This is a genomic window from Staphylococcus sp. NRL 16/872 (assembly GCF_022815905.2).
Taxonomy (GTDB): Bacteria; Bacillota; Bacilli; order Staphylococcales; family Staphylococcaceae; genus Staphylococcus.
On record NZ_CP119327.1, the window covers coordinates 1,459,471 to 1,481,078 of the forward strand.

Annotated in this window: 19 protein-coding genes and 1 riboswitch; of the genes, 7 read left to right on the forward strand and 12 right to left on the reverse strand. The window is 32.1% G+C overall.

Translation table 11 applies throughout. The features are described from left to right. Positions 1-3 precede the first annotated feature (3 nt). Positions 4-180: riboswitch (Lysine riboswitch) on the reverse strand. A gap of 237 nt (positions 181-417) precedes the next feature. Continuing rightward, the gene (locus MT340_RS07365) at positions 418-2,022 is read right to left on the reverse strand and encodes an ABC-F family ATP-binding cassette domain-containing protein (RefSeq protein WP_243589392.1); all 1,605 of its coding nucleotides are present in this window, start codon (positions 2,020-2,022) and stop codon (positions 418-420) included. Between the two features lie 153 nt (positions 2,023-2,175). Here MT340_RS07365 and cvfB point away from each other — a divergent pair, with 153 nt between their 5' ends. The 6 genes from cvfB to phoU all read left to right on the forward strand — a co-directional run bounded on the left by cvfB (position 2,176) and on the right by phoU (position 7,966). After that, positions 2,176-3,072, forward strand: coding sequence for an RNA-binding virulence regulatory protein CvfB (cvfB, locus tag MT340_RS07370; protein ID WP_243589393.1), 897 nt, complete (start codon positions 2,176-2,178; stop codon positions 3,070-3,072). A 272-nt stretch (positions 3,073-3,344) separates the two neighbouring features. Further along, a complete protein-coding gene (locus MT340_RS07375) occupies positions 3,345-4,304 on the forward strand; it encodes a PstS family phosphate ABC transporter substrate-binding protein (RefSeq protein WP_243589394.1) in 960 nt (319 codons plus the stop codon). 183 nt (positions 4,305-4,487) lie between these two features. Then, on the forward strand, positions 4,488-5,414 hold the full coding sequence (gene pstC / locus MT340_RS07380) for a phosphate ABC transporter permease subunit PstC (protein ID WP_243589395.1): 927 nt from the start codon (positions 4,488-4,490) through the stop codon (positions 5,412-5,414). Position 5,415: 1 nt separating this feature from the next. Beyond that, positions 5,416-6,336, forward strand: a complete 921-nt coding sequence (gene pstA, locus MT340_RS07385) for a phosphate ABC transporter permease PstA (RefSeq protein WP_243589396.1) — start codon at positions 5,416-5,418, stop codon at positions 6,334-6,336. An 80-nt stretch (positions 6,337-6,416) separates the two neighbouring features. Then, positions 6,417-7,304 carry a phosphate ABC transporter ATP-binding protein PstB gene (gene pstB / locus MT340_RS07390; protein WP_243589397.1) on the forward strand — a complete coding sequence of 296 codons (888 nt, stop codon included), beginning with the start codon at positions 6,417-6,419 and terminating at the stop codon, positions 7,302-7,304. A gap of 8 nt (positions 7,305-7,312) precedes the next feature. Continuing rightward, a complete protein-coding gene (gene phoU / locus MT340_RS07395) occupies positions 7,313-7,966 on the forward strand; it encodes a phosphate signaling complex protein PhoU (RefSeq protein WP_243589398.1) in 654 nt (217 codons plus the stop codon). A gap of 147 nt (positions 7,967-8,113) precedes the next feature. Here phoU and pepF read toward each other — a convergent pair whose 3' ends face one another. After that, positions 8,114-9,922 (reverse strand): oligoendopeptidase F, encoded by a 1,809-nt coding sequence (gene pepF, locus MT340_RS07400; RefSeq protein WP_243590250.1) that lies wholly within the window; start codon positions 9,920-9,922, stop codon positions 8,114-8,116. 152 nt (positions 9,923-10,074) lie between these two features. Here pepF and MT340_RS07405 point away from each other — a divergent pair, with 152 nt between their 5' ends. After that, positions 10,075-10,422, forward strand: a complete 348-nt coding sequence (locus MT340_RS07405; protein ID WP_243589399.1) for a hypothetical protein — start codon at positions 10,075-10,077, stop codon at positions 10,420-10,422. A gap of 76 nt (positions 10,423-10,498) precedes the next feature. Here MT340_RS07405 and MT340_RS07410 read toward each other — a convergent pair whose 3' ends face one another. The 10 genes from MT340_RS07410 to MT340_RS07455 form a co-directional block, all read right to left on the reverse strand. Further along, positions 10,499-11,290, reverse strand: a complete 792-nt coding sequence (locus MT340_RS07410; RefSeq protein WP_243589400.1) for an HAD-IIB family hydrolase — start codon at positions 11,288-11,290, stop codon at positions 10,499-10,501. An 866-nt stretch (positions 11,291-12,156) separates the two neighbouring features. Next, a complete protein-coding gene (locus MT340_RS07415) occupies positions 12,157-13,416 on the reverse strand; it encodes an aminoacyltransferase (protein ID WP_243589401.1) in 1,260 nt (419 codons plus the stop codon). Positions 13,417-13,443: 27 nt separating this feature from the next. Continuing rightward, positions 13,444-14,697 (reverse strand): aminoacyltransferase, encoded by a 1,254-nt coding sequence (locus MT340_RS07420; protein ID WP_243589402.1) that lies wholly within the window; start codon positions 14,695-14,697, stop codon positions 13,444-13,446. A gap of 571 nt (positions 14,698-15,268) precedes the next feature. Further along, positions 15,269-15,997, reverse strand: coding sequence for a tryptophan synthase subunit alpha (trpA, locus tag MT340_RS07425; protein WP_243603719.1), 729 nt, complete (start codon positions 15,995-15,997; stop codon positions 15,269-15,271). Continuing rightward, a complete protein-coding gene (gene trpB / locus MT340_RS07430; protein ID WP_243589404.1) occupies positions 15,990-17,201 on the reverse strand; it encodes a tryptophan synthase subunit beta in 1,212 nt (403 codons plus the stop codon). Before trpB ends, trpA begins: the two co-directional genes overlap by 8 nt. After that, positions 17,176-17,829, reverse strand: a complete 654-nt coding sequence (locus MT340_RS07435; RefSeq protein ID WP_243603720.1) for a phosphoribosylanthranilate isomerase — start codon at positions 17,827-17,829, stop codon at positions 17,176-17,178. Before MT340_RS07435 ends, trpB begins: the two co-directional genes overlap by 26 nt. Next, positions 17,826-18,611 carry an indole-3-glycerol phosphate synthase TrpC gene (gene trpC / locus MT340_RS07440; protein WP_243589406.1) on the reverse strand — a complete coding sequence of 262 codons (786 nt, stop codon included), beginning with the start codon at positions 18,609-18,611 and terminating at the stop codon, positions 17,826-17,828. Before trpC ends, MT340_RS07435 begins: the two co-directional genes overlap by 4 nt. 1 nt (position 18,612) lies before the next feature. After that, the gene (gene trpD / locus MT340_RS07445) at positions 18,613-19,611 is read right to left on the reverse strand and encodes an anthranilate phosphoribosyltransferase (protein ID WP_243589407.1); all 999 of its coding nucleotides are present in this window, start codon (positions 19,609-19,611) and stop codon (positions 18,613-18,615) included. Continuing rightward, positions 19,589-20,185 carry an anthranilate synthase component II gene (locus MT340_RS07450; protein WP_243589408.1) on the reverse strand — a complete coding sequence of 199 codons (597 nt, stop codon included), beginning with the start codon at positions 20,183-20,185 and terminating at the stop codon, positions 19,589-19,591. The genes trpD and MT340_RS07450 overlap by 23 nt, the downstream gene beginning before the upstream one ends. Continuing rightward, on the reverse strand, positions 20,182-21,591 hold the full coding sequence (locus MT340_RS07455; RefSeq protein WP_243589409.1) for an anthranilate synthase component I: 1,410 nt from the start codon (positions 21,589-21,591) through the stop codon (positions 20,182-20,184). The genes MT340_RS07450 and MT340_RS07455 overlap by 4 nt, the downstream gene beginning before the upstream one ends. Positions 21,592-21,608 lie beyond the last annotated feature (17 nt).

Here is a 21,608-nt window from a genome sequence, read left to right on the forward strand (position 1 = left end):
ATATACAAGTGATGCACTCCATTATTAAATAATAATGACAAACTCTCAGCTCTTAACCGCAAAGTCCAACGCTTTACATCTGCGACTATAAAACGTTTCGGCATCGCACCCTTTCAATATTAGCTGTTGCAGACAGTATATCTAATATGTACTAATGATTGATGCGCCTCATCAATTTCTTATTCAATTGTTATGTTTTTTATTATACATAAGGCAATTGTGTCTGTAAACCGATAATTGTGATTTTTTGCAATAGACTGAAAAATCAAAAAGTTAATTTACCAATTAATAGTAATGATACTTCTATTTAGTAAAAAGTAGGGCGTTACGAAAGAGTAAAGTGCATAACTATAAAAATTTTGTTAATTTGCTAAAAAACTCACTCCCCAAAGTAAGATAGGAAGTGAGTTAATAAAATTATTTTTGTAATACGCCAATTTCTTGAAGATATTCTTCGTAAGGAATTTCTTTAGATAATCCGCCTTGTTGATTTAAATCAATCACGCGATTAGCAATAGTGTTAATGAATTCAAAGTCATAAGATGTGAAAATAATTGAACCTTTAAATGATTTTAAGCCATCATTAACAGCAGTAATACTTTCTAAATCAAGGTGGTTCGTTGGTTCATCTAATAGTAAAACGTTTGCGCTTGAAAGCATCATTTTACTTAACATACAACGTACTTTTTCACCACCTGATAAAACACTTGCTTTTTTCTTAACTTCTTCGCCACTGAATAACATACGACCTAAGAAACCACGTAAAAATGTTTCTGTTTGTTCATCTTCAGGTGCATATTGACGTAACCATTCAACTAAGTTCATGTCTACACCTTCGAAGAATTCAGAATTATCTTTAGGGAAGTAACTTAATGATGTAGTGACACCCCATTTAAATGAACCTTCATCTGGTTCCATTTCGCCAGCTAAGATTTTTAATAATGTTGTTTTAGCAATCTCACTATCACCAATAAGAATTGCTTTATCATTAGGGTTCATTGTAAATGAAATATTGTCTAACACTTTTTCGCCATCAATTGTTTTAGAAATACCATCAACAACTAACAAGTCATTACCAATTTCACGTTCTGGTGTGAATTTAACATATGGATAACGTCTTGAAGAAGGTTGAATGTCATCTAACTCAATTTTTTCTAATTGTTTCTTACGACTTGTTGCTTGTTTTGATTTTGAAGCATTCGCAGAGAAACGAGCGATAAAGTCTTGTAACTCTTTCATTTTTTCTTCTTTTTTCTTATTTTGTTCTTGAGCCATTTTTTGTGCTAATTGACTTGATTGATACCAGAAATCATAGTTACCTACATATAATTTGATTTTACCGAAGTCCAAGTCAGCAATATGTGTACACACGTTGTTAAGGAAATGACGGTCATGGGATACAACAATTACAGTATTATCAAAATTAATTAAGAAATCTTCTAACCAATTAATTGCTGGAATATCTAAACCATTGGTAGGCTCATCTAGTAAAAGCACATCAGGGTCACCAAATAAACTTTGTGCTAATAATACTTTTACTTTTTGATTGTTTTCTAATTCAGACATTTGTTTATCTTGTAATTCTGTTGAAATACCTAAACCTGATAATAGAGAAGCAGCATCTGCTTCTGCATTCCAACCGTTCATTTCAGCGAATTCTCCTTCTAATTCTGCTGCACGAATACCATCTTCGTCGCTGAAATCTGGTTTCATATAAATTGCATCTTTCTCTTTCATAACTTCATATAAACGTTCATGTCCCTTAATTACAACATCTAATACACGTTCGTCTTCATAAGCAAAGTGATCTTGTTTTAAAACTGCTAAACGTTCATCTTTTCCTAATGAGACGTGCCCAGTTTGTGAATCAAGTTCACCAGATAAAATTTTTAAAAATGTAGATTTACCAGCACCATTTGCGCCAATAAGTCCATAACAGTTTCCTTCAGTAAATTTAATATTTACATCTTCAAATAGTTTACGATCACCAAAACGTAAACTTACATCAGTTACTTGTAGCATGCCTTTACTCCTTTATTTATCGTTTATCTAACGCAAAAATTATATCACATAATGTTTTTACTTTCGACCTCATGTAGATTCAATTGTAAGAATGCTTGTTTGAAAGAGGCATGTTATAATACAAAAGAATACAAACCCTTGAAGGAGAATATTATGGCATTAGATAAAGATATAGTTGGGTCAATAGAATTTTTAGAAGTTGTTGGCTTAGAAGGTTCAACGTACCTTTTAAAAGGACCTAATGGAGAACAAGTTAAATTAAATCAATCAGAAATAGATGACGAAGATGATTTTGAAATAGGCGAGGAATATAGTTTCTTTATTTATCCAAACCGTTCAGGTGAATTATTTGCTACTCAAAACATACCAGACATCACTAAGGATAAGTACGATTTTGCAAAAGTGCTTAAAACAGATCGTGATGGCGCGCGAGTAGATGTAGGATTACCTAGAGAAGTACTCATTCCTTGGGAAGATTTACCTAAGGTTAAAACGTTATGGCCTCAAGCTGGTGACTATGTATTAGTCACTTTACGTATTGATAGGGATAATCAAATGTTTGCACGTTTGGCTAGTGAAACAATTGTTGAAAAGATGTTTTCTCCAGTATTCGACGATGATAAATTAAACCAAGTTTTAGTAGCAAGACCTTATCGTCTATTACGTGTGGGTAGCTTTTTATTATCCAAAGATGGTTATAAAATATTTGTTCACGAATCTGAACGAAAAGAAGAACCACGTTTGGGCGAAGAGATAGAGGTACGAATTATTGGCCATAATGATAAAGGTGAATTAAATGGATCCTTTTTACCATTAGCGCATGAACGTCTAGATGAAGATGGTCAATTAATCTTTGACTTGTTAGTAGAATATGAGGGTGAGTTACCATTTTGGGATAAATCAAGTCCAGAAGCGATAAAAGAAGTGTTCAATATGAGTAAAGGTGCTTTTAAACGTGCTATTGGACATTTATACAAACAAAAAATTATCAATATAGAAACTGGAAAAATTACGCTAACTAAAAAAGGTTGGAGTCGTGCAGAAGACTAGACGATTAGTTTTAAAAATTAATTCGTTTTTCTTCTATTATATATACTGATTGTGATTGATTACTTTAGCGCTATTTTAAAAAACCCGCAACTCGATTTAGAGTTGTGGGTTTTTTACGTATATAGAGATAATCTATGCTATAAATTAACCTCTTTATAAAATTAACAAAACCTTTACATTTATTATATTTTGTATTAACAAAAGATATGTAATATAAGCATTGTAAGAAATACATATAACATTTGGGTTATCTATATTAGGAGGATGTTTTAATGAAAAAATGGCAATTAGTCGGTACAACTGTATTAAGTGCTTCAGTATTATTAGGTGCTTGTGGCGGTGGCAACGGCAGTAACGGTAGTGGTTCTGGAGATGGAAAAGACCTTAAAGGCGAAGCAAAAGGTGAAGGTTCATCTACTGTAGCTCCTATCGTTGAGAAATTAAACGAAAAATGGGCTAAAGATCATCCAAACGCTACTATCTCATCTGGTCAAGCTGGTACTGGTGCTGGATTTGAAAAATTCATCGCTGGAGAAACTGATTTCTCTCAAGCTTCTAGACCAATCAAAGATGAAGAAAAACAAAAATTAGAAGACAAAGGTATTAAATATAAAGAATTCAAAATCGCTCAAGACGGTGTAACAATCGCTGTCAACAAAGATAATGACTTCGTTAAAGAATTATCTAAAGACCAATTAAAAAAAATCTATAGTGGCGAAGCTAAAACTTGGAAAGATGTAGATTCAAGCTATCCTGACAAAAAAATCAAAGCTTTCTCACCTAACTCAAGTCATGGTACTTATGACTTCTTCGAAGAGGAAGTAATGGATAAAGGCGACATTAAAGCTGAGAAAAACGGAGACACTAACGTAATCGTTCAATCAGTTGAGAAAAACAAAGAAGGTATTGGTTACTTTGGTTATAGCTTCTACGAACAAAACAAAGATAAATTAAAAGCAGTTAAAATCAAAGACGATAAAGGCAAAGCAACTGAACCTAAGAAAGATGCAATCAAAGACGGTTCATATGCTTTAAGTAGACCATTATTCTTATATGTTAAAGAAAAATCATTAAAAGATAATGATGTAATGAAAGAATTCATGAAATTCACTTTAGAAGACAAAGGTAAATCTGCTGAAGATGCTGGTTATGTAGCTTCTCCAGATAAAGTTTACAAAGACGAACTTAAAGAATTAGATAAATATGGTAAAAAAGATTCAGATAAAAAATAATCATTATTAATATCAAAGGGCTGGGAAATTATTCAAGGGGTATGACAAGGTGGTTTAACCGCCACCTTGTTTTCGAATATATGGGTGATTTTAAAATGTTTTAGTTAATTTGAACTCATTATTACCTAATAATTTCCTTGCTCTTTTTTAAATTGATTGGGAGAAAAAAAGAGAGGGTTATATATGGCTACAGAAACTAATGTTAGAGAAATGATAGCTAAAAATAATGCTAAAAAAGGTGGTTTTAGCGATAAAATTGTGCCCATCATTTTAGGAATTATTGCAGCTATCTCTATTTTAACTACCATTGGCATTCTATTCACTTTAATTACAGAAACAATTACATTTTTCACTCGTGTTTCAATCACTGAATTCCTATTCACTAAAGAGTGGAACCCTACTGGTTCAAATCCGAAATATGGTATTTGGGCACTAGTTATTGGAACATTGAAAATTACAGTTATTGCAACAATTGTAGCAGTACCAATTGGTTTAGGAGCTGCCATTTATTTAAGCGAATACGCTAGTGACAAAGCACGTCGTATCATCAAACCAATTCTTGAAATCTTGGCAGGGATTCCAACAATCGTATTCGGTTTCTTTGCGTTAACTTTTGTAACACCTGTACTAAGAACTATTCTTCCTGTATTAGACAGTTTCAACTCCATTAGTCCAGGGATAGTAGTAGGTATTATGATTGTTCCTATCATTACTAGTATGAGTGAAGACGCTATGTCATCAGTACCTAACAAAATTCGTGAAGGTGCTTATGGTTTAGGATCAACTAAATTTGAAGTAGCGACTAAAGTTGTACTTCCAGCTGCTGCCTCTGGTGTGGTTGCCTCAATCGTATTAGGTATTTCAAGATCTATCGGCGAAACAATGATTGTATCATTAGCAGCAGGTAGTTCACCAACAGCATCATTGTCATTAACTAGTTCAATTCAAACAATGACTGGTTATATTGTTGAAATCGCTACTGGAGATGCAACTTTTGGTTCAGATATTTACTACAGTATCTACGCTGTTGGTTTCACATTATTCATCTTCACTTTAATTATGAACCTTATTTCATATTGGGTTTCTAAACGCTTCAGAGAGGAGTATTAATATGACAGCAACTACAAACCCTAAAGCAAAAGGCTTAGTAGATCAAAATAAAGTTGAAAAAAACATTTCAAGTCGAGCAACTAAAAATAAAATTAATAAGTGGTTATTCTTTGCGTGTATCGTAATCGCCTTATTAGTACTTGTAGCATTACTTATACAAACGCTTGTTAAAGGCGCAGGCCACTTAACACCTGAATTTTTCACTAACTTCTCCTCTTCAACACCTTCACAAGCAGGAATTAAAGGGGCTTTAGCAGGAACAATTTGGTTAATGGTAAGTATTATTCCAATTTCAATTATTTTAGGTGTAGGAACGGCAATTTACTTAGAAGAATACGCTAAAGATAACTTTTTCACTAGTTTTGTTAAAATTAGTATTTCTAACTTAGCGGGTGTTCCTTCAATCGTATTCGGTTTATTAGGTTTAACAATATTCGTTCGTGGCGGTGGCATTCAAGCATTATCATTAGGAAACAGCGTTATCGCCGCAGCTTTAACAATGTCTTTACTTATTTTGCCGATTATTATTGTATCAAGTCAAGAAGCAATAAGAGCAGTGCCAAACTCAGTTCGTGAAGCATCATATGGGTTAGGTGCTAACAAATGGCAAACAATTAGACGAGTTGTATTACCAGCATCATTACCTGGTATCTTAACTGGTTTCATCTTATCTTTATCTCGTGCATTAGGTGAAACAGCACCATTGATTTTAATCGGTGTACCAACAATTTTACTAGCAACACCAACTAGTATTATGTCTATGTTTACTGCTTTACCGACTCAAATTTATACATGGGCTAAAATGCCACAAGCTGAATTCCAAAACGTTGCTTCAGCTGCAATTATCGTATTACTTGTTATCTTATTATTAATGAACGCTATCGCAATTTTCTTACGTAACAAATTCTCAAGAAAATATTAATTCAAATCTATTTAATGTAATTTTGGGGGAGAGAAAGTGGCTAGGTCACTTTTCTCTCAAATATAGAAGGAGTTTTAATTATGGCAAATACAAATGTAGATGAAAAAAAACAAGAAGTAGCAAATCATACTGATCACTCAAAAACACCAGTATCTACTGTTGTGTCTTCAAATGAAAAACAAAATGACCAATCAAAAATTTCAGATAGTGATAAAAAAGTTGTATACTCTACTCAAAATTTAGATTTATGGTATGGAGAAACACACGCACTTCAAAATATTAACTTAGATATTTTAGAAAATAATGTAACAGCAATTATTGGACCATCAGGTTGTGGTAAATCAACTTATATTAAAACATTAAATCGTATGGTTGAATTAGTTCCTTCAGTAAAAACTGCAGGTAAAATTTTATACCGTGATCAAAATATCTTTGATGAAAATTATTCAAAAGAAAAATTAAGAACAAATGTAGGAATGGTATTCCAACAACCAAACCCATTCCCTAAATCTATTTATGACAATATTACTTATGGTCCTAAAACTCATGGTATTAAAGATAAAAAAATCCTTGATGAAATCGTAGAAAAATCATTACGTGGCGCTGCAATTTGGGATGAATTAAAAGATAGATTACATACAAATGCTTACGGTTTATCTGGTGGGCAACAACAACGTGTATGTATCGCTAGATGTCTAGCAATTGAGCCTGATGTTATTCTTATGGACGAACCAACATCAGCACTTGACCCAATCTCAACATTAAGAGTTGAAGAATTAGTTCAAGAATTAAAAGAAAATTACTCAATTATTATGGTTACACACAACATGCAACAAGCTGCGCGTGTATCTGACAAAACTGCATTTTTCCTTAATGGTTATGTAAATGAATATGACGACACTGATAAAATCTTCTCTAACCCTTCTGATAAACAAACAGAAGACTACATTTCAGGACGCTTCGGTTAATATTCAACATGACGATTATTAGACAAAAATACGAAGGTCAACTAGGCGATTTAATCAAAGATATCCGTCGCCTTGGTCTTCGTGTTTATTTTAATATTGAAAACGCGTTAGTGTCGTTAAGTGAAGATGATAAAAATTTTGCAAGACAAGTCATTGAAAAAGACAAAGAAATTAATGATTTCGATTGTGAAATTAATGAGAAAGTCATAATGTTAATTACTAAACAACAACCTATTGCAACTGATTTAAGAATGATGATGTCAGCTTTAAAAATTTCTACCGATTTCGAAAGAATGGGGGATAATGCAGCTAATATCGCTCATATTCGTTTAAGAGTAAAAATTACAGACCATTACGTTTTAACACGTTTAAAAACAATGGGTAAGTTAGCAATGCTTATGTTGCAAGATTTAAATACTGCTGCTAAACATGAAGATATCACATTGATTAAAGAAGTTATTGAGCGGGATCGAGATATCGATGATTTATATATTAATATTGTTAATACTACTTATCTTATCGATAACGATCCATTTGTAGCTGGACAAGCGCAATTAGCTGCTAGAAACCTAGAACGCGTAGGTGATCACGTTAGTAATATTGCAGAAAGTGCATATTACTATTTTACCGGCGAACACTATGAAAAATCTTCTCGCCAATAATATAGGTTCGAGATTTATAAATTATACATTTATTCTAAAATAACCCAAATTTAGATAAATAAATATATACAACCCCGTTATTCGTAATGATTTGAATAACGGGGTTGTTGCTTTTAAGATAAATGATGTGTATAGGTATAATATCGATTAATTTTCTTGTTCAATTTGATCGGTAAGAGATTCCACTTCATTTACTAAGTCAGATATATATTTAATTGTAGATTTCAATGGCGCATCTGTCGTAATATCGACACCAGCGATGTTAGCAAGTTCAACTGGTGATTTACTGCCTCCAGCTTTAAGTGTGTCTAACCAAGCATCAACGGCAGGTTGACCTTCTTCTCTAATTTTCTGAGACATCACTGTTCCGATTGTTAATCCAGCAGAATAAGTATATGAATATAATCCCATATAATAGTGAGGTTGACGCATCCAAGTTAATTCTGTGCCCTCAGTAAGTTCAACTGCATCTCCGAAAAATTGTTCATAAACTGTACGCATAATATTATTCAACACTGTAGCAGTAAGAGATTCACCATTATCAACTTTACGATACACTTCACGTTGGTATGCCGCTTCAAGCAAATGCGTTACCATATTATGATAATAAGTACGAGATAAAATAGAACCAATTACCCAGCGTTTAAATTTAGGATTATCACTATTACTGAATAAGTAATTCGCCATTAGCATTTCATTCATGGTAGAAGGTGCTTCAACAAAATACATAGAGGCTTCAGAATCTAATAAATTTTGATGTTGTTGTGCTAATGTAAAGTGTCCTGCATGGCCTAATTCATGCGCCAATACAAATGTTTCGGCCATTTTACCAGTCCAAGAAATAAACACATAAGAATGAGTGAAATAAGGACTTGCACAATAAGCGCCAGTATCTTTACCTTTATTTTGAGCGAAATCAATCCAACGATCCTGGTAGGCATTATCAATCATTTTAATATAATCTTCACCTAAAATATTAAGTGCACCATGAATATATTTTTTAGACTTTTCAATAGAAATTTGAGGTTCATAACTTGGATCTACAGAAATTTTCAAGTCTTCGAAACGCATTTTATCTAAACCATGAATTCTTTGAAGTAACTTCGCATATTTTTGCATTACTGGAGCTAAGTCGCTCATTATGACATCAATTTGACGGTCATACATTTCACGCGTTACTTCTTGGTCATGTAATAGGTAATCAATCACTGAGTCATAACCTCTTAAATCTGCTTCAATTTTTTCTTGTTGAACATGCTGATTATAAGTAGCTGCCGTAGTATGTTGATATTTTCTTAAAGCATTACTGAAATTTTGAAAACTTTTACGTCTAAATTCAGGATCTGGATTATCTTCATATTCATTTTCAAAAGTTGCATAATCCAAAGGATAATTCACGTTATTATGTTCAAATGATTCGAAGGCTATATCTAACATTTTCGTTGTGCCATAAAGTTCATATGCACTTTGGAAAGTAGGGGACAAACTCGCTAACACTTCTTCTACTTCTGGAGATAATTGATAAGGCTTATTACTCATTATTTTTTGTAAATAGTGAGGGACGTTTGAATTAGCCATAGCACTTTCAATCTCACTATTAGACAATGCTGAAATTTCAGATTCTACAAATGATAATTGGCTAGTAATTTTGCCATAGGAAGTTGAAAGTTTAGCACTTAATGTTTGAGCATCTTCATTTGAAGTATCCACGCTTAATCTTAACTCTGCATAATTGCCTAAACGATCTAGTTGAATCAGTATCGTTTCATACTCATTTAAAACCTCATGAATATTAGAAAGTGAAATGTTATTTTTATATTTTTTGTTTAAGCTTCTAGCATCATTTATCGTATTATCTAAAACTTCATAGAACTGTTGATCATCTTTAAATAGATCGTTTAAATTCCAAGTTTCTTCTTGAGGCACATCTTTTCTAAATGGTAAGCCCATTGACATGTAATCACTCCTTGATTGTTGTTTTACAATCATTATACACAAGTTTATTTTCAATCTCATTATTAAGCCTTTAGGCCGAGTAAATCACTTTTATTAAACTGTATAATTAATTAGAATAATGTTATATACATTTATAATATAAGGAGTTTTACATGACTATTTTTGATATGCCGAACTATTTATGGATTACTATAGTTGCTATGTTGATTTTGACTGTATTCTGTTCGCTTGTCTTGAAAAAGTGGATAATATCAGCAGTCATTACTTTTATAATACTTGGAATATTAGCATTCTTTATACCTAATTTTTATGACATTTCATTCCAACCATTACTTGGCTACGCTGCTTTTCTATCAATTATAAGTTTAATCATTAGTTTCTTATTATGGTACTTTACTAGAAATTGGAGACGAGAGCGTAAAAAGAAAAAATTAGAAAAAGAAATACAAAAATATGAGAATTATGAAAATGAAGATAGAAAACATCGTCGTCGTTTTTAATTACCTTTTTATAAAATAGGAGAGAATAAGGTAAAAACCGTTGAAACATAATAATGTTTCAACGGTTTTTATCAAATTATTGAACTTTTGTAATTGTGTTATATATTATTTGATCAAGTATTGTACATATTGAAGCAACATCAGCCTCTATCATATTTATGTTATTATGATTTTCTAAATCGGTAAGATTAAACGTCTTATTATTAACAAAATAACCCGCCTCAGCATTTTGCAACATCGTAATATCATTATGATCATTGCCAAAAGCAACATATACTGGGGTTGAACCAAGTATATACTCAATAGCAGTATATTTATTGATATGCTGTGCCGTTATATCTATATTAAGTTCATTTGAATGATTAATTAAAGATAAATGGGGCGCTTTTACACTTAAATGTGATGCAATATCCTCGAAATGCTGCGTTGGTATATTCAGCATGATAACTTTGATAGGTGAAGATATATCATCTACAGACCGCTTTTGTGCTAAATGTAATGGATCTAAACGTTTGTAGATTTCATTTGTAGTACTTACATTAGCAGCGTAATCCCATTTGTCATCAACTATGTAATTTAGATCATATTTATTGATAATATCTTTGATAATTTGAAAATCAGTATGAGATATAGTAGCTAAAGTTCGAATTGTTTTATTTTCAGAAGCAATTGAACCATTGCCACCAATTAATGGGAATTTATGAAAAGGTTTAGGTAAAACTGGAAGTAAATCACGTATTGGTCTTGCCGATGCAAAAATAATTCTATGTCCTACGTTATGTAAACTAGTTAATCTTTGAGTTATTTCTTCGTCAATGTGCTGACCATCAAAGCATATCGTGCCATCAATATCAAAAACTAAATTCATATGTAACATAAGCTCCTTTATATAGTATATATGTATAGATATTATCATAAGATATGTAAGTAATTTACTAGAACTAGTCAAATAGATATTAAGTGACCTTTAACTAATACTTATTAAAACTGTTAAATAAGTTGAAGCAATGTAAAAGGATAAGCCCCTAGAGTTCAATATATAACTTCCTATAATATATATTATGTAAACTAAAATATTGAATACTTAATATTTCATATTTATAGACACTGTCAGGACGATTTCTGAGCATTTTTATTATTTCTTATGTACAGTTTACTTTATTTACGTTCATATCACTTATGTTAAATTTTAATTTTTCATTCTAAGCCATATTTGTTTAACAACTCATATTCGTATATTTATATAAATATGCTAAGTTTAAACACAACACACTTTATAATGATTTAAACCTCTATACGGAGATCTAATCTAGAATTACGTTTAACTATAATACATACGTATATAATCGTTGCTTGTATAATGATATATTAAATTGCTTTTAGCGCTAAACGCTATAGATTATGATTCAAACAACTTATTTAAGCTCCAGTTTCGATTTAAATTTAAATCGTAATTATTTCGTTTTATCACTCATCTATTCTTACATTATACCCAATTATCATTCTAAGTAAAAAACAAAAGACTTTATATTATTATATTTATTAATTTTGCAAAATAAAATTATTTAGGAATATTATTGCTAAAATCCAGAGTTGTGCTATTATTAATTTGTAGGCTACAACACGCAATGACAACTTAGAATTTACCTACACTATATCGTAATTTGGCTCTATCACTTATTACGATAATAAGAAAGCATACTGGCGTCATGCCAATATGCTTTTCTTTCAACTTTATTTTTTAACTTTCTTACGTATACGATCAAGTGTCGTAAATAACCAATACTTCACTTTATTTATTGGTTTATAAAAATCTCCTATTAACTCTTCAATATGTACGTTGAATCCTCGTTTAAAGCGATAAACACCATAATCCTCACTGTTTTCAGTGAAATCACCAGATAAACCATAGAAATTATATCGATCATAACCATGATCAAAGCAATAATTCATCATATGCCAATGCATCATGTATGGGCCCATATAATTATTATATTTTTCTGATGATCCTCCAGAGAAGTAATTAACCTCGTAGGCATTTGCAAAGTATACACCAGAAGCTAAGTTTAAAATTTGACCATCTGTTTGGCGTAATTCGCTCGCATTTAAGAGCTCTTTTTGGTCATGTTCTATTTGTTTATCTAATTCGGCAATCTTTTTAAGTTGTTTATCATTTTTATTTTCTTTTGCCATCATTTGATCACGACGAGACTCTTTGTCACTAAGTGATTCTTGTAATGTTTTAATATACTCATCAAGGTCAATATATGCAAGTGGAACAAGAACCTTATCCCCATATGTATCAATAAAGTTATAGAAATATTCATCCGTTTTAGATACAAATCCCGTTCTTGCTTCAGTTTCACGATATAAATCTAAGAAGATGTGAAATTCATCTCTTTTTAAGAATCTAACTTTTACTCCATAGTTTATCGCTTTATTTATATTTCTCTTACGTTGACTATCAAATTGTTTTTTAAGTGAAGCAGGTGTTTCACCTTTTAGATAATCTACGCCCATCCATCTCACTTGGCTTGAAGTATCATATTTAGTAGTGAATCCATGATGCTCATAACCATGAGATTTAAATAAGTTAACTAACGCATCATTTTTTTCTCGTCCTTCAATTGGATTAATATCTTTATCATATATTTGATAAATCCAATAAGGGTCTAATTTCACGTATAAACATTGATGTTGATGTAGATATTTTTCAAGTCCACGTAAGTAAAAATCGACGAGACCTAAATCAGAATAATCCATTACTGGTCCACGATTTGAATAATAAACATAACTACCCATAGTCGGAATTTTAGAAAAAAGACTAGCTGCAATTACTTTATTGCTTTCATCTTTAACACCTAATAGCACAACTTCAAAACCATCATTTTCACGCGTTTGAATATTTTCTTTAACTTGGAAGTAATGGCTTTCTAATGATGGGTTTTGTACAAAGTTTTCATATTCTTTAACTGTTAACTCTGTAAATTTCATATTAGTCTATTCCCCTCTTAATCAAATCTATTTTTTGAGCTTTTTTAAAGTTCTGTATACTGAATACATTGGTTTATTTATAGGTTTCACAAAATCTCCGACATATTCAATTACATCAGCATTGAATCCCTTTTTGAACTTTACAACACCTGCATCTTCAGCATCTTCAGTAAAGTGACCACTAATACCATAGAAATTATATCTATTAATTCCATGTTCTAAAGCGTAATTAATCATTTTCCATTGGACTGCATAACTCCCAGCAAAATGTCTATACTTATTGGACGTACCACCTGCGTAATAAACTACTTCAAATGGATTAATAAAGAAGAAGCCTGCAGAAATAGGTAATTCATTGCCATGTTCACTTTGCAATTTAGCAGCTTCGTCAATTTTTTGTTGATTAGCATCTAATTGCTGTTCAAGATTAGCTTTTTTATTATATGCTTTTTTATTCTCAGGACGTTTCTCGATATCTTTTAATGCTTTATTTAAATCTTTTGTTAATGTTTCACGTTCACTTTGTAGCTCTTCTAAGTACTCATCGAACTTCATATACGCTAACGGCACTAACACTCTATCTTTAAAGTGTTTATATCTATGATAATAGAACGTATCTTCTCTATCAGCAAAGTCTTTTGTTTCACTTGTGTCTTCCATAAACGATCTGAAAATGGGTAATTCTTCTTCAGTTAAGAATCTAACTTTCACACCATTTTTTTGCACTTTTTTAGTATTTCTTTTACGTAAACTATCCATACCATTAAGTACATCTTTAGCCGTTTTGTCTTTTAAATCTAAAACCGAATGGAAACGTATTTGTAAAATAGGATCAAATCCTGTTGTAAAGCCTTCATGTTCATAACCCAAATGTTTCATTTTGTCGAAGAACCAATCATTACCAGCATTTCCAGTTATTTCACCTTCATGATTGCGATATTGATATGGTAAATATGGGTCTATACGCACATATAAACAATTATGTTGTTTTAAATATTTATCTAATTCATGAAAGAAAAAGTGAACAAGTTCTTTATTTTCATAGTCAATAACTGGACCACGGTTACTATAAAAGTATTTAAAGAATTTCATTACTGGCACAGCCGTTAACAAGCATGCAGCAATTACTTCATTATCGTTATTTTTAATTCCAACTAAATGAGTTTCAGTTTTTTCCGCAACTTTTAATTCATAGTTTTCAGTCATTTGCGTAAAGTGGCTGTATGGCATTTTATCTGTAAATTCGCCAAACTCTGTAGCTGTTAAATTTGTAAACTTCATTATTTATAACTCCTAATTTAAGATATCTTTCTTTAGATTAATGTTCACTATTTCAATTAAAATTTTTAAATTTATATAGTAATATGAAATTTTTTTTTTATCTCAATAAGTATACAATAGATATTAATAAAACTGAAATAGAAACCATTAATACAGACGAATGGATTAATTTATTGTATATTAATGTATACAAATAATAAGAGGTTGAGACATAAAGAGTTTGTGCTCTGGGAAACTCTAAAGTAGAACTTAGAAACTAATAGCTTCTAAGAAAGTACAACTAGTTATTAAAAATAACTAGTTTGCTTTAGCATCCCAAAAGCAGGATTATAGGAAGCAGTCACCCAACAGAGAGAATTTTGTTCAGAAATTCTAAAATCAAAGTAAGTTGGGGTTATACTCTCGATTCGACAAAATTTGAGAAACAGTTTTGCTCATCGTTCGGTTCTGCTCAAATCCTAAACGCTTTTGTCCCGACCTCATGTAATAATTATGTTAATTTTATTTTAAAGGATTTTGACACGCTTTGCCAATTATTCTAGTTGTATTATTATACTGAATTTAACAGTTGCTATTTATTTAATGCCTCTTTTATTGACACTAAATATTTTCCCATTTCAAATGGATGCTCGTTTTCAAATCTACTAACAATTTCACTACCGATAACAACGCCGTCAGCTACTTCTATTATGTTAGAAACATGTTCTGGTGTTCTAATGCCAAATCCTGCAACTACGGGTATATCAGTAAGTTCTTTAATTCTTTTTAATTTCTCTTTCAATTCAGGGTGGAAAGTTCCATCTTCGCCAGTTGTAGCATTCATTGTTACCGTATAAATAAATCCTTCTGCATGTTGAGCAATCATTTTAATTCGTTCTTCTGAAGCGGTCATTGCTATTAGTGAAATGATTTTCACCGAGTATTGACTAACTCTTCTTTTCAATGCTTCAGCTAATTCAAATGGTAAATCTGGAATTATAACGCCATAAACTCCTACTTTTTCACATTCTTTGAAAAAGGCTTCTTCCCCATATGAAACAATAATATTGTAATATGTCATAAGTACATATTTACAATTTATCTCATGTTGATGTGAAACTAATTCATTAAATATAAAGTCAATCGTTATGCCCTCTTTAATCGCTTTATTTCCTGCGTCCATTATCACAGGTCCATCTGCCACAGGATCTGAAAACGGCACACCAATTTCAATGATATCAGCCCCATTTTCATCTAATACTTTAATATTTTTTATGAAATCTTTGTTACCCATAACATATGGTATAAATAATTTACTCATTTATACCACCTCTTTCATTAGTATATTGTCGAATAGTTTCCATATCCTTATCACCACGTCCAGATATTGTAACCACAATAATTTCATCCCTCTTCATGGTAGGCGCTAATTTTTCTACGTAACTTAATGCATGGGCACTTTCAATTGCTGGGATAATCCCTTCAATTCTACTGAAGCGGATGAGTGCTTCCATTGCCTCTTGATCACTTGCACACTCGTATTTTACTCTTCCTATGTCGTGATAGTAGGAATGCTCTGGTCCTATTCCAGGATAATCCAGTCCTGCTGATATGGAATGTGCTAATTCTATTTGTCCATTATCATCTTGAATTAAATACATTTTCGAACCATGAAGTACGCCTGGTCGCCCTTTTCCAATAGCAAGTGCATGCTTATTAGTATTAAAACCTTTACCGGCTGCTTCAACGCCATATAATTTAACGTCATCTTGTATAAATGGGTAGAATGTTCCTATTGCATTTGATCCACCGCCGACGCATGCTACTACTGCATCTGGTAAGCGACTTTCTTTTTCTAATATTTGTGTCTTAATCTCTTTACCAATGACGCTTTGGAAGTCGCGAACCATTGTCGGAAATGGATCCGGTCCAAGTGCTGAACCTAGTAAATAATGTGTATCGTCGACATGACTTACCCAATATTGTAATGCTTTATTCACTGCATCTGACAATGTACCTTGTCCGTCATCTACTGCTTCGACTTTAGCGCCCAATAATTCCATGCGAAAGACGTTCAGTTGTTGTCTTTTAATATCTTCTCTTCCCATAAATACGATCAGTTCCATATCAAACAGTGCTGCTACCGTTGCACTAGCTACGCCATGTTGGCCCGCACCTGTTTCAGCAACCAATTTATTTTTCCCCATGCGTTTCGCTAATAAAGCTTGTCCAATGGCATTATTGATTTTATGCGCGCCCGTATGATTTAAGTCTTCCCGTTTGAGATAAATCTTGGCGCCTCCTAATGTTTCCGTATAAGATTTTGCATATGTTAAAGGCGTTTCTCTACCAACATATTCTTTTAAGTAATATGCTATTTCTTTTTGAAAATGAGGATCTTGTTTGGCTTTCGCATATTCTTTCTTTAATTCAATAACAGCTGGCATTAATGTTTCTGGAACATACTGTCCTCCATATTCACCAAAGAATCCTAATTCATCAGCTTCCGTTTGGATGTTCTTCATAGTTTAAATCCCCTTTCACAAGATTTACGATTTTACTCATTTTAGTTAAGTCTTTGTCGTGATTACTTTCAATGCCACTAGAAATGTCGTAACCCGCATGCTTTAAATTTAATTGTTCGAGTTGTTGAATACTTTCTAAATCTAATCCTCCAGCGATTAAATAAGGCGTCGACGTTTGAATATTGTTTAGTAGTTTCCAATTAAATTTTCGTCCTGTGCCTCCATATTGTTCTGAAGGTGTATCTATAATTAATAAGTCAGTACAGTTTTCGTATAATTTTATTGATTTAGCAATATTGTCTGTGGCAGGAAGGGCTTTAATTATCTTAATATTCTTGAAATTCTCTTTAGTCTTTTTGATTAATTCGATTGGTTCATTGCCATGAAACTGGATACAGTCAAGCGGTGTATTCGTTATTAAGTTTTGAATTTCTTTAAAAGTTGGATTTACTACTACAACGACTTTTTCAATATTTCGAGGAATATTGTGCATAAATTTATTTAATTGTTGCATATCCACGTGACGCTTACTTTTAGGAAAATGTATAAACCCAATCATGTCGATATTTAATGACTTAACTTTTGCTACATCTTTTATTGTTTTAAATCCACAAAACTTAAGTATCATGTGTGTTTAACCTTTGGCAATTTTAGAGATGGTAAAAAGCTAGATAAATCATGACAATTCATTAATGCCCCACCTATTAATAAACCATCAATCCCACTTTGAATAATATTTTCTACATCTTTTTTCGTATTAATGCCACTTTCTGAAATATAATAATATCCTTGTTTTTTATTACGTAATATTTGATTTGTATGTGCTACACGTGTAATAAATGTTTTTAAGTCTCTATTATTTACGCCTATTATTTCTGGGTTTAATTGATAGGTTCTTTCTAATTCGGCTTCGTCATGAACTTCCACTAACACTTCTAATTCTAAATTGCTTGCATAAGTGTATAATTCACACAATTGATTATCGGTTAGAATATTGACTATTAACAAAACGAGACTTGCACCAGCTTTTTTAGCTACGTCAATTTGAAGCGGATGGATAATAAAATCTTTACACAATACAGGTAAGTTAGTTTGTAGTGTAAGTTCCTGTAAACGTTCAAAGCTACCACCAAAATATTGCTCATCAGTCAAAATGGAAATCGCATTGGCCCCATACTTTTCGTAATCTTTTACTTGTTGTACTAAATTACGTTCATGAAATGCAGATACAGACGGACTTTTCAATTTAATTTCTGCAATAATATTTAATCTAGAATTCGTTTTCAAACTTTCAACTAATTTCGATTTATGTGAGACATCTATATTTTCAAGTGTAGTTAATTTTTCATCGTAATATCCTTTATTTAGTAATTGTTCCTTATACTCTACAATTTCATCTAAAATAGTCATCTCAACACCCTCCCATTAATAAATACTGTTTCATAGCTTGGCCACTATCGATAAGATGTTGAGCTAACTTCACTCCTGCCTTAATTGTTTCAACCTTTTCAGTAACATAAAGTGCAAGTGCAGCATTTAAAACGACTACATCACGTTTAACAGAGTGATCTTGATTGTTTAAAATATTCAAAGTGATTTGTTTATTAATTTGAGGTGTTCCACCTTTTAATTCGCTATTATCTGCATTTCTCAAACCTAAATCTTTAGCGTTTATACGATAATGATGAATAGAACCATCTTCTTGTAATTCATAAATTTCATTGTCACCTGAGAGAGTAGCCTCATCCATTCCATTTGCACCATGTACAACTATTGCTTTACGTCGTCCTAAATCTTTTAATGTCTGAGCAATCATTTCTAATTTAGATGCATCATAGACGCCCATGACTTGATAAGTGAGTTTAAATGGATTAATCAGAGGTCCTACTAAGTTAAAAATCGTAGGTGTACTGATTGCTTTTCTAACTGGTTGAATGTATTTCATGATTGGATAAGATTCCATCGCACTTATAAACGCTAGTCCTTTATTTTTCACTTGCGCCGACACATCAGTTACATCAGTCGTTGAAATACCTAATTCTTGTAATAAATCTGTGCTACCCGAATTTGAAGTAATACTTTTATTACCATGCTTTATGACTGACACGCCAGCACTCGCTACGATAAATGAAGCGGTCGTTGAAATATTGAAACTATTAGATTTGTCGCCTCCCGTTCCACATACACAAATACTTCCGTCAAAGGTTGGTTGCGTAGGATACATGGTATGAATTAGACTTTCTACAATATAAGTTAGCTCTTGTTGATGAAGGTTTTTTCTTGAAAATGCTTCAAGTAATTCAACCTTTTCTTCAAATCTAATATCTTGATTAATTAAGGTATCGATAAATTCTGTCGCTTGTTCTTGTGTCAAAACAGTTTGATTATTAATGTGTTCCAATAGTTTCATCTAAGTTGTTCCTTTCATTCACAAGATGTATAAAGTGAGTAATAATTTCTTCTCCGTAGTCAGTAGCGAAAGACTCCGGATGATATTGAATACCAAAGTGAAGATGATGGTTATCTTCAAATGATTGAATACTGTCTGCTGTCTTACCCGTAATCGTTAAATTTGAAGGAAATGATTTTTCATCACTTATCAATGAGTGATAACGCATAACTTTAAATTCAGTCGGTAAATCTTGATATAGAAGCGTTGGACTACATACTTTCATTGTATCTACTTTGCCGTGCATAACTTTTGCGCCTTGAACCACCTTACCGCCATAATAACAAGTGAGTGCTTGAGCACCTAAACACACACCTAAGATTGGTAAATGTTTATATGTCTCAATAGCATTGATTAAACAATCATTATCGAGTGGATGGCCAGGCCCAGGAGAAATGATGACGCCGCTAATTTGATCACCATAATCTAACACATCCTTGTCATCTGGATATTTAACTATCACTTTATCTAGCTGCTTTACTATATCTACTAAGTTGTAAGTAAATGAATCATAATTATCAATAATTAGTATCATGGGGAGACCTCCAATAAACTCTTCGCTTTCAAACGTGTTTCTTCTAATTCTTTTTCAGGAATTGAATCATACACTACGCCACAACCAGCCTCTACTTGAACAGTAGTATCATCAATAAACATTGTTCGAATAGCTAAAGCAAAATCTAAATTTTGATTACAATTTATGTAGCCTATACCACCGCTATATATACCGCGCTTATGAGGATAGACTTCATATATCCTTTGAATCGCTCTTAGTTTTGGTGCCCCTGAAACCGTTCCTGTAGGCAAAAGGTTAGCAATTACAGTCATAGGCGATAGTTCTTTTTTTATTTCACCTCTAACTTCACTCACGATATGCATCACATGTTCATATTTTTCGATTTCCATTAATTTTGTGATTTTTGAGGTTCCTGTATTACTCACTCTATGAATATCATTTCTTCCTAAATCTACTAACATACTATGTTCACTTATTTCTTTTTCATCTGCTATAAGTTGGCTTGCATTATGCTCATCTTCTTCAACCGTCTTACCTCTTTTTATCGTGCCAGCAATTGGATTAGTAATGACTTCGCTATCATGCACTTTGACGAAACTTTCTGGAGAACTTCCAACAATAATTGGTCCACCCATATTAATAAAATACATATACGGACTAGGATTACGACGTTTTAAATTTTGATAGAGTTGATAACTTAATTGATATTTATTTTCTCCAAAATGATGTTGGTAATGATAAATTCTGGAAGGTACAACCTGAAACATATCCCCCTCTTTTATTAGCTGTTTTAGGTATTTAACATTTTTTATAAAATCATTATCCGTTATATTAGCCGTTATATTTGTTCTTTTTGGTGGAGCTATAACCTTTTGTTCATAGACTTTTATAGATGATAGCTTTTCAATACGCTTTTTTACTCTCGTTTTTAACTCTTCTTTTTTAACCTCTGAAAATTGATTAGTGGAGATGACATATAATTCATCTCGATAGTGGTCAAATACGTAGACATCCTCAATCATGTAAAGTTGTACATCGTTATGTTCTTTCTTAGCTTCAATTTTCTTTCGCTGTAATATAGGAAATTCATGTCTGACCAAATCAAAACTACACGTACCGATAAATCCTGAAATAAATGGCAATTGCTTCAGCAAATCATCATCAACCTTAATATTAAACTGGTTGATATAGGTTTTTAGATAATTATAGGGTTCCGTCGTGATGATTTGATTTTGACGTTTAGTTTTAATTTCTAACCTTTCATCTGTCAAAGTTACTGTCCCATAATAATCAAATGCAACAATTGAATACCTGCCTTTTAGTTCTTGTTGACTTGTACTTTCTAATATTATCTTTTGTTCTTTTAGTTGCCCTAGAACCTCTGGAGTGATGTTAGCTCTTATCACCTCATAATATATTTCCATAGTTTCACCCTTTTCTT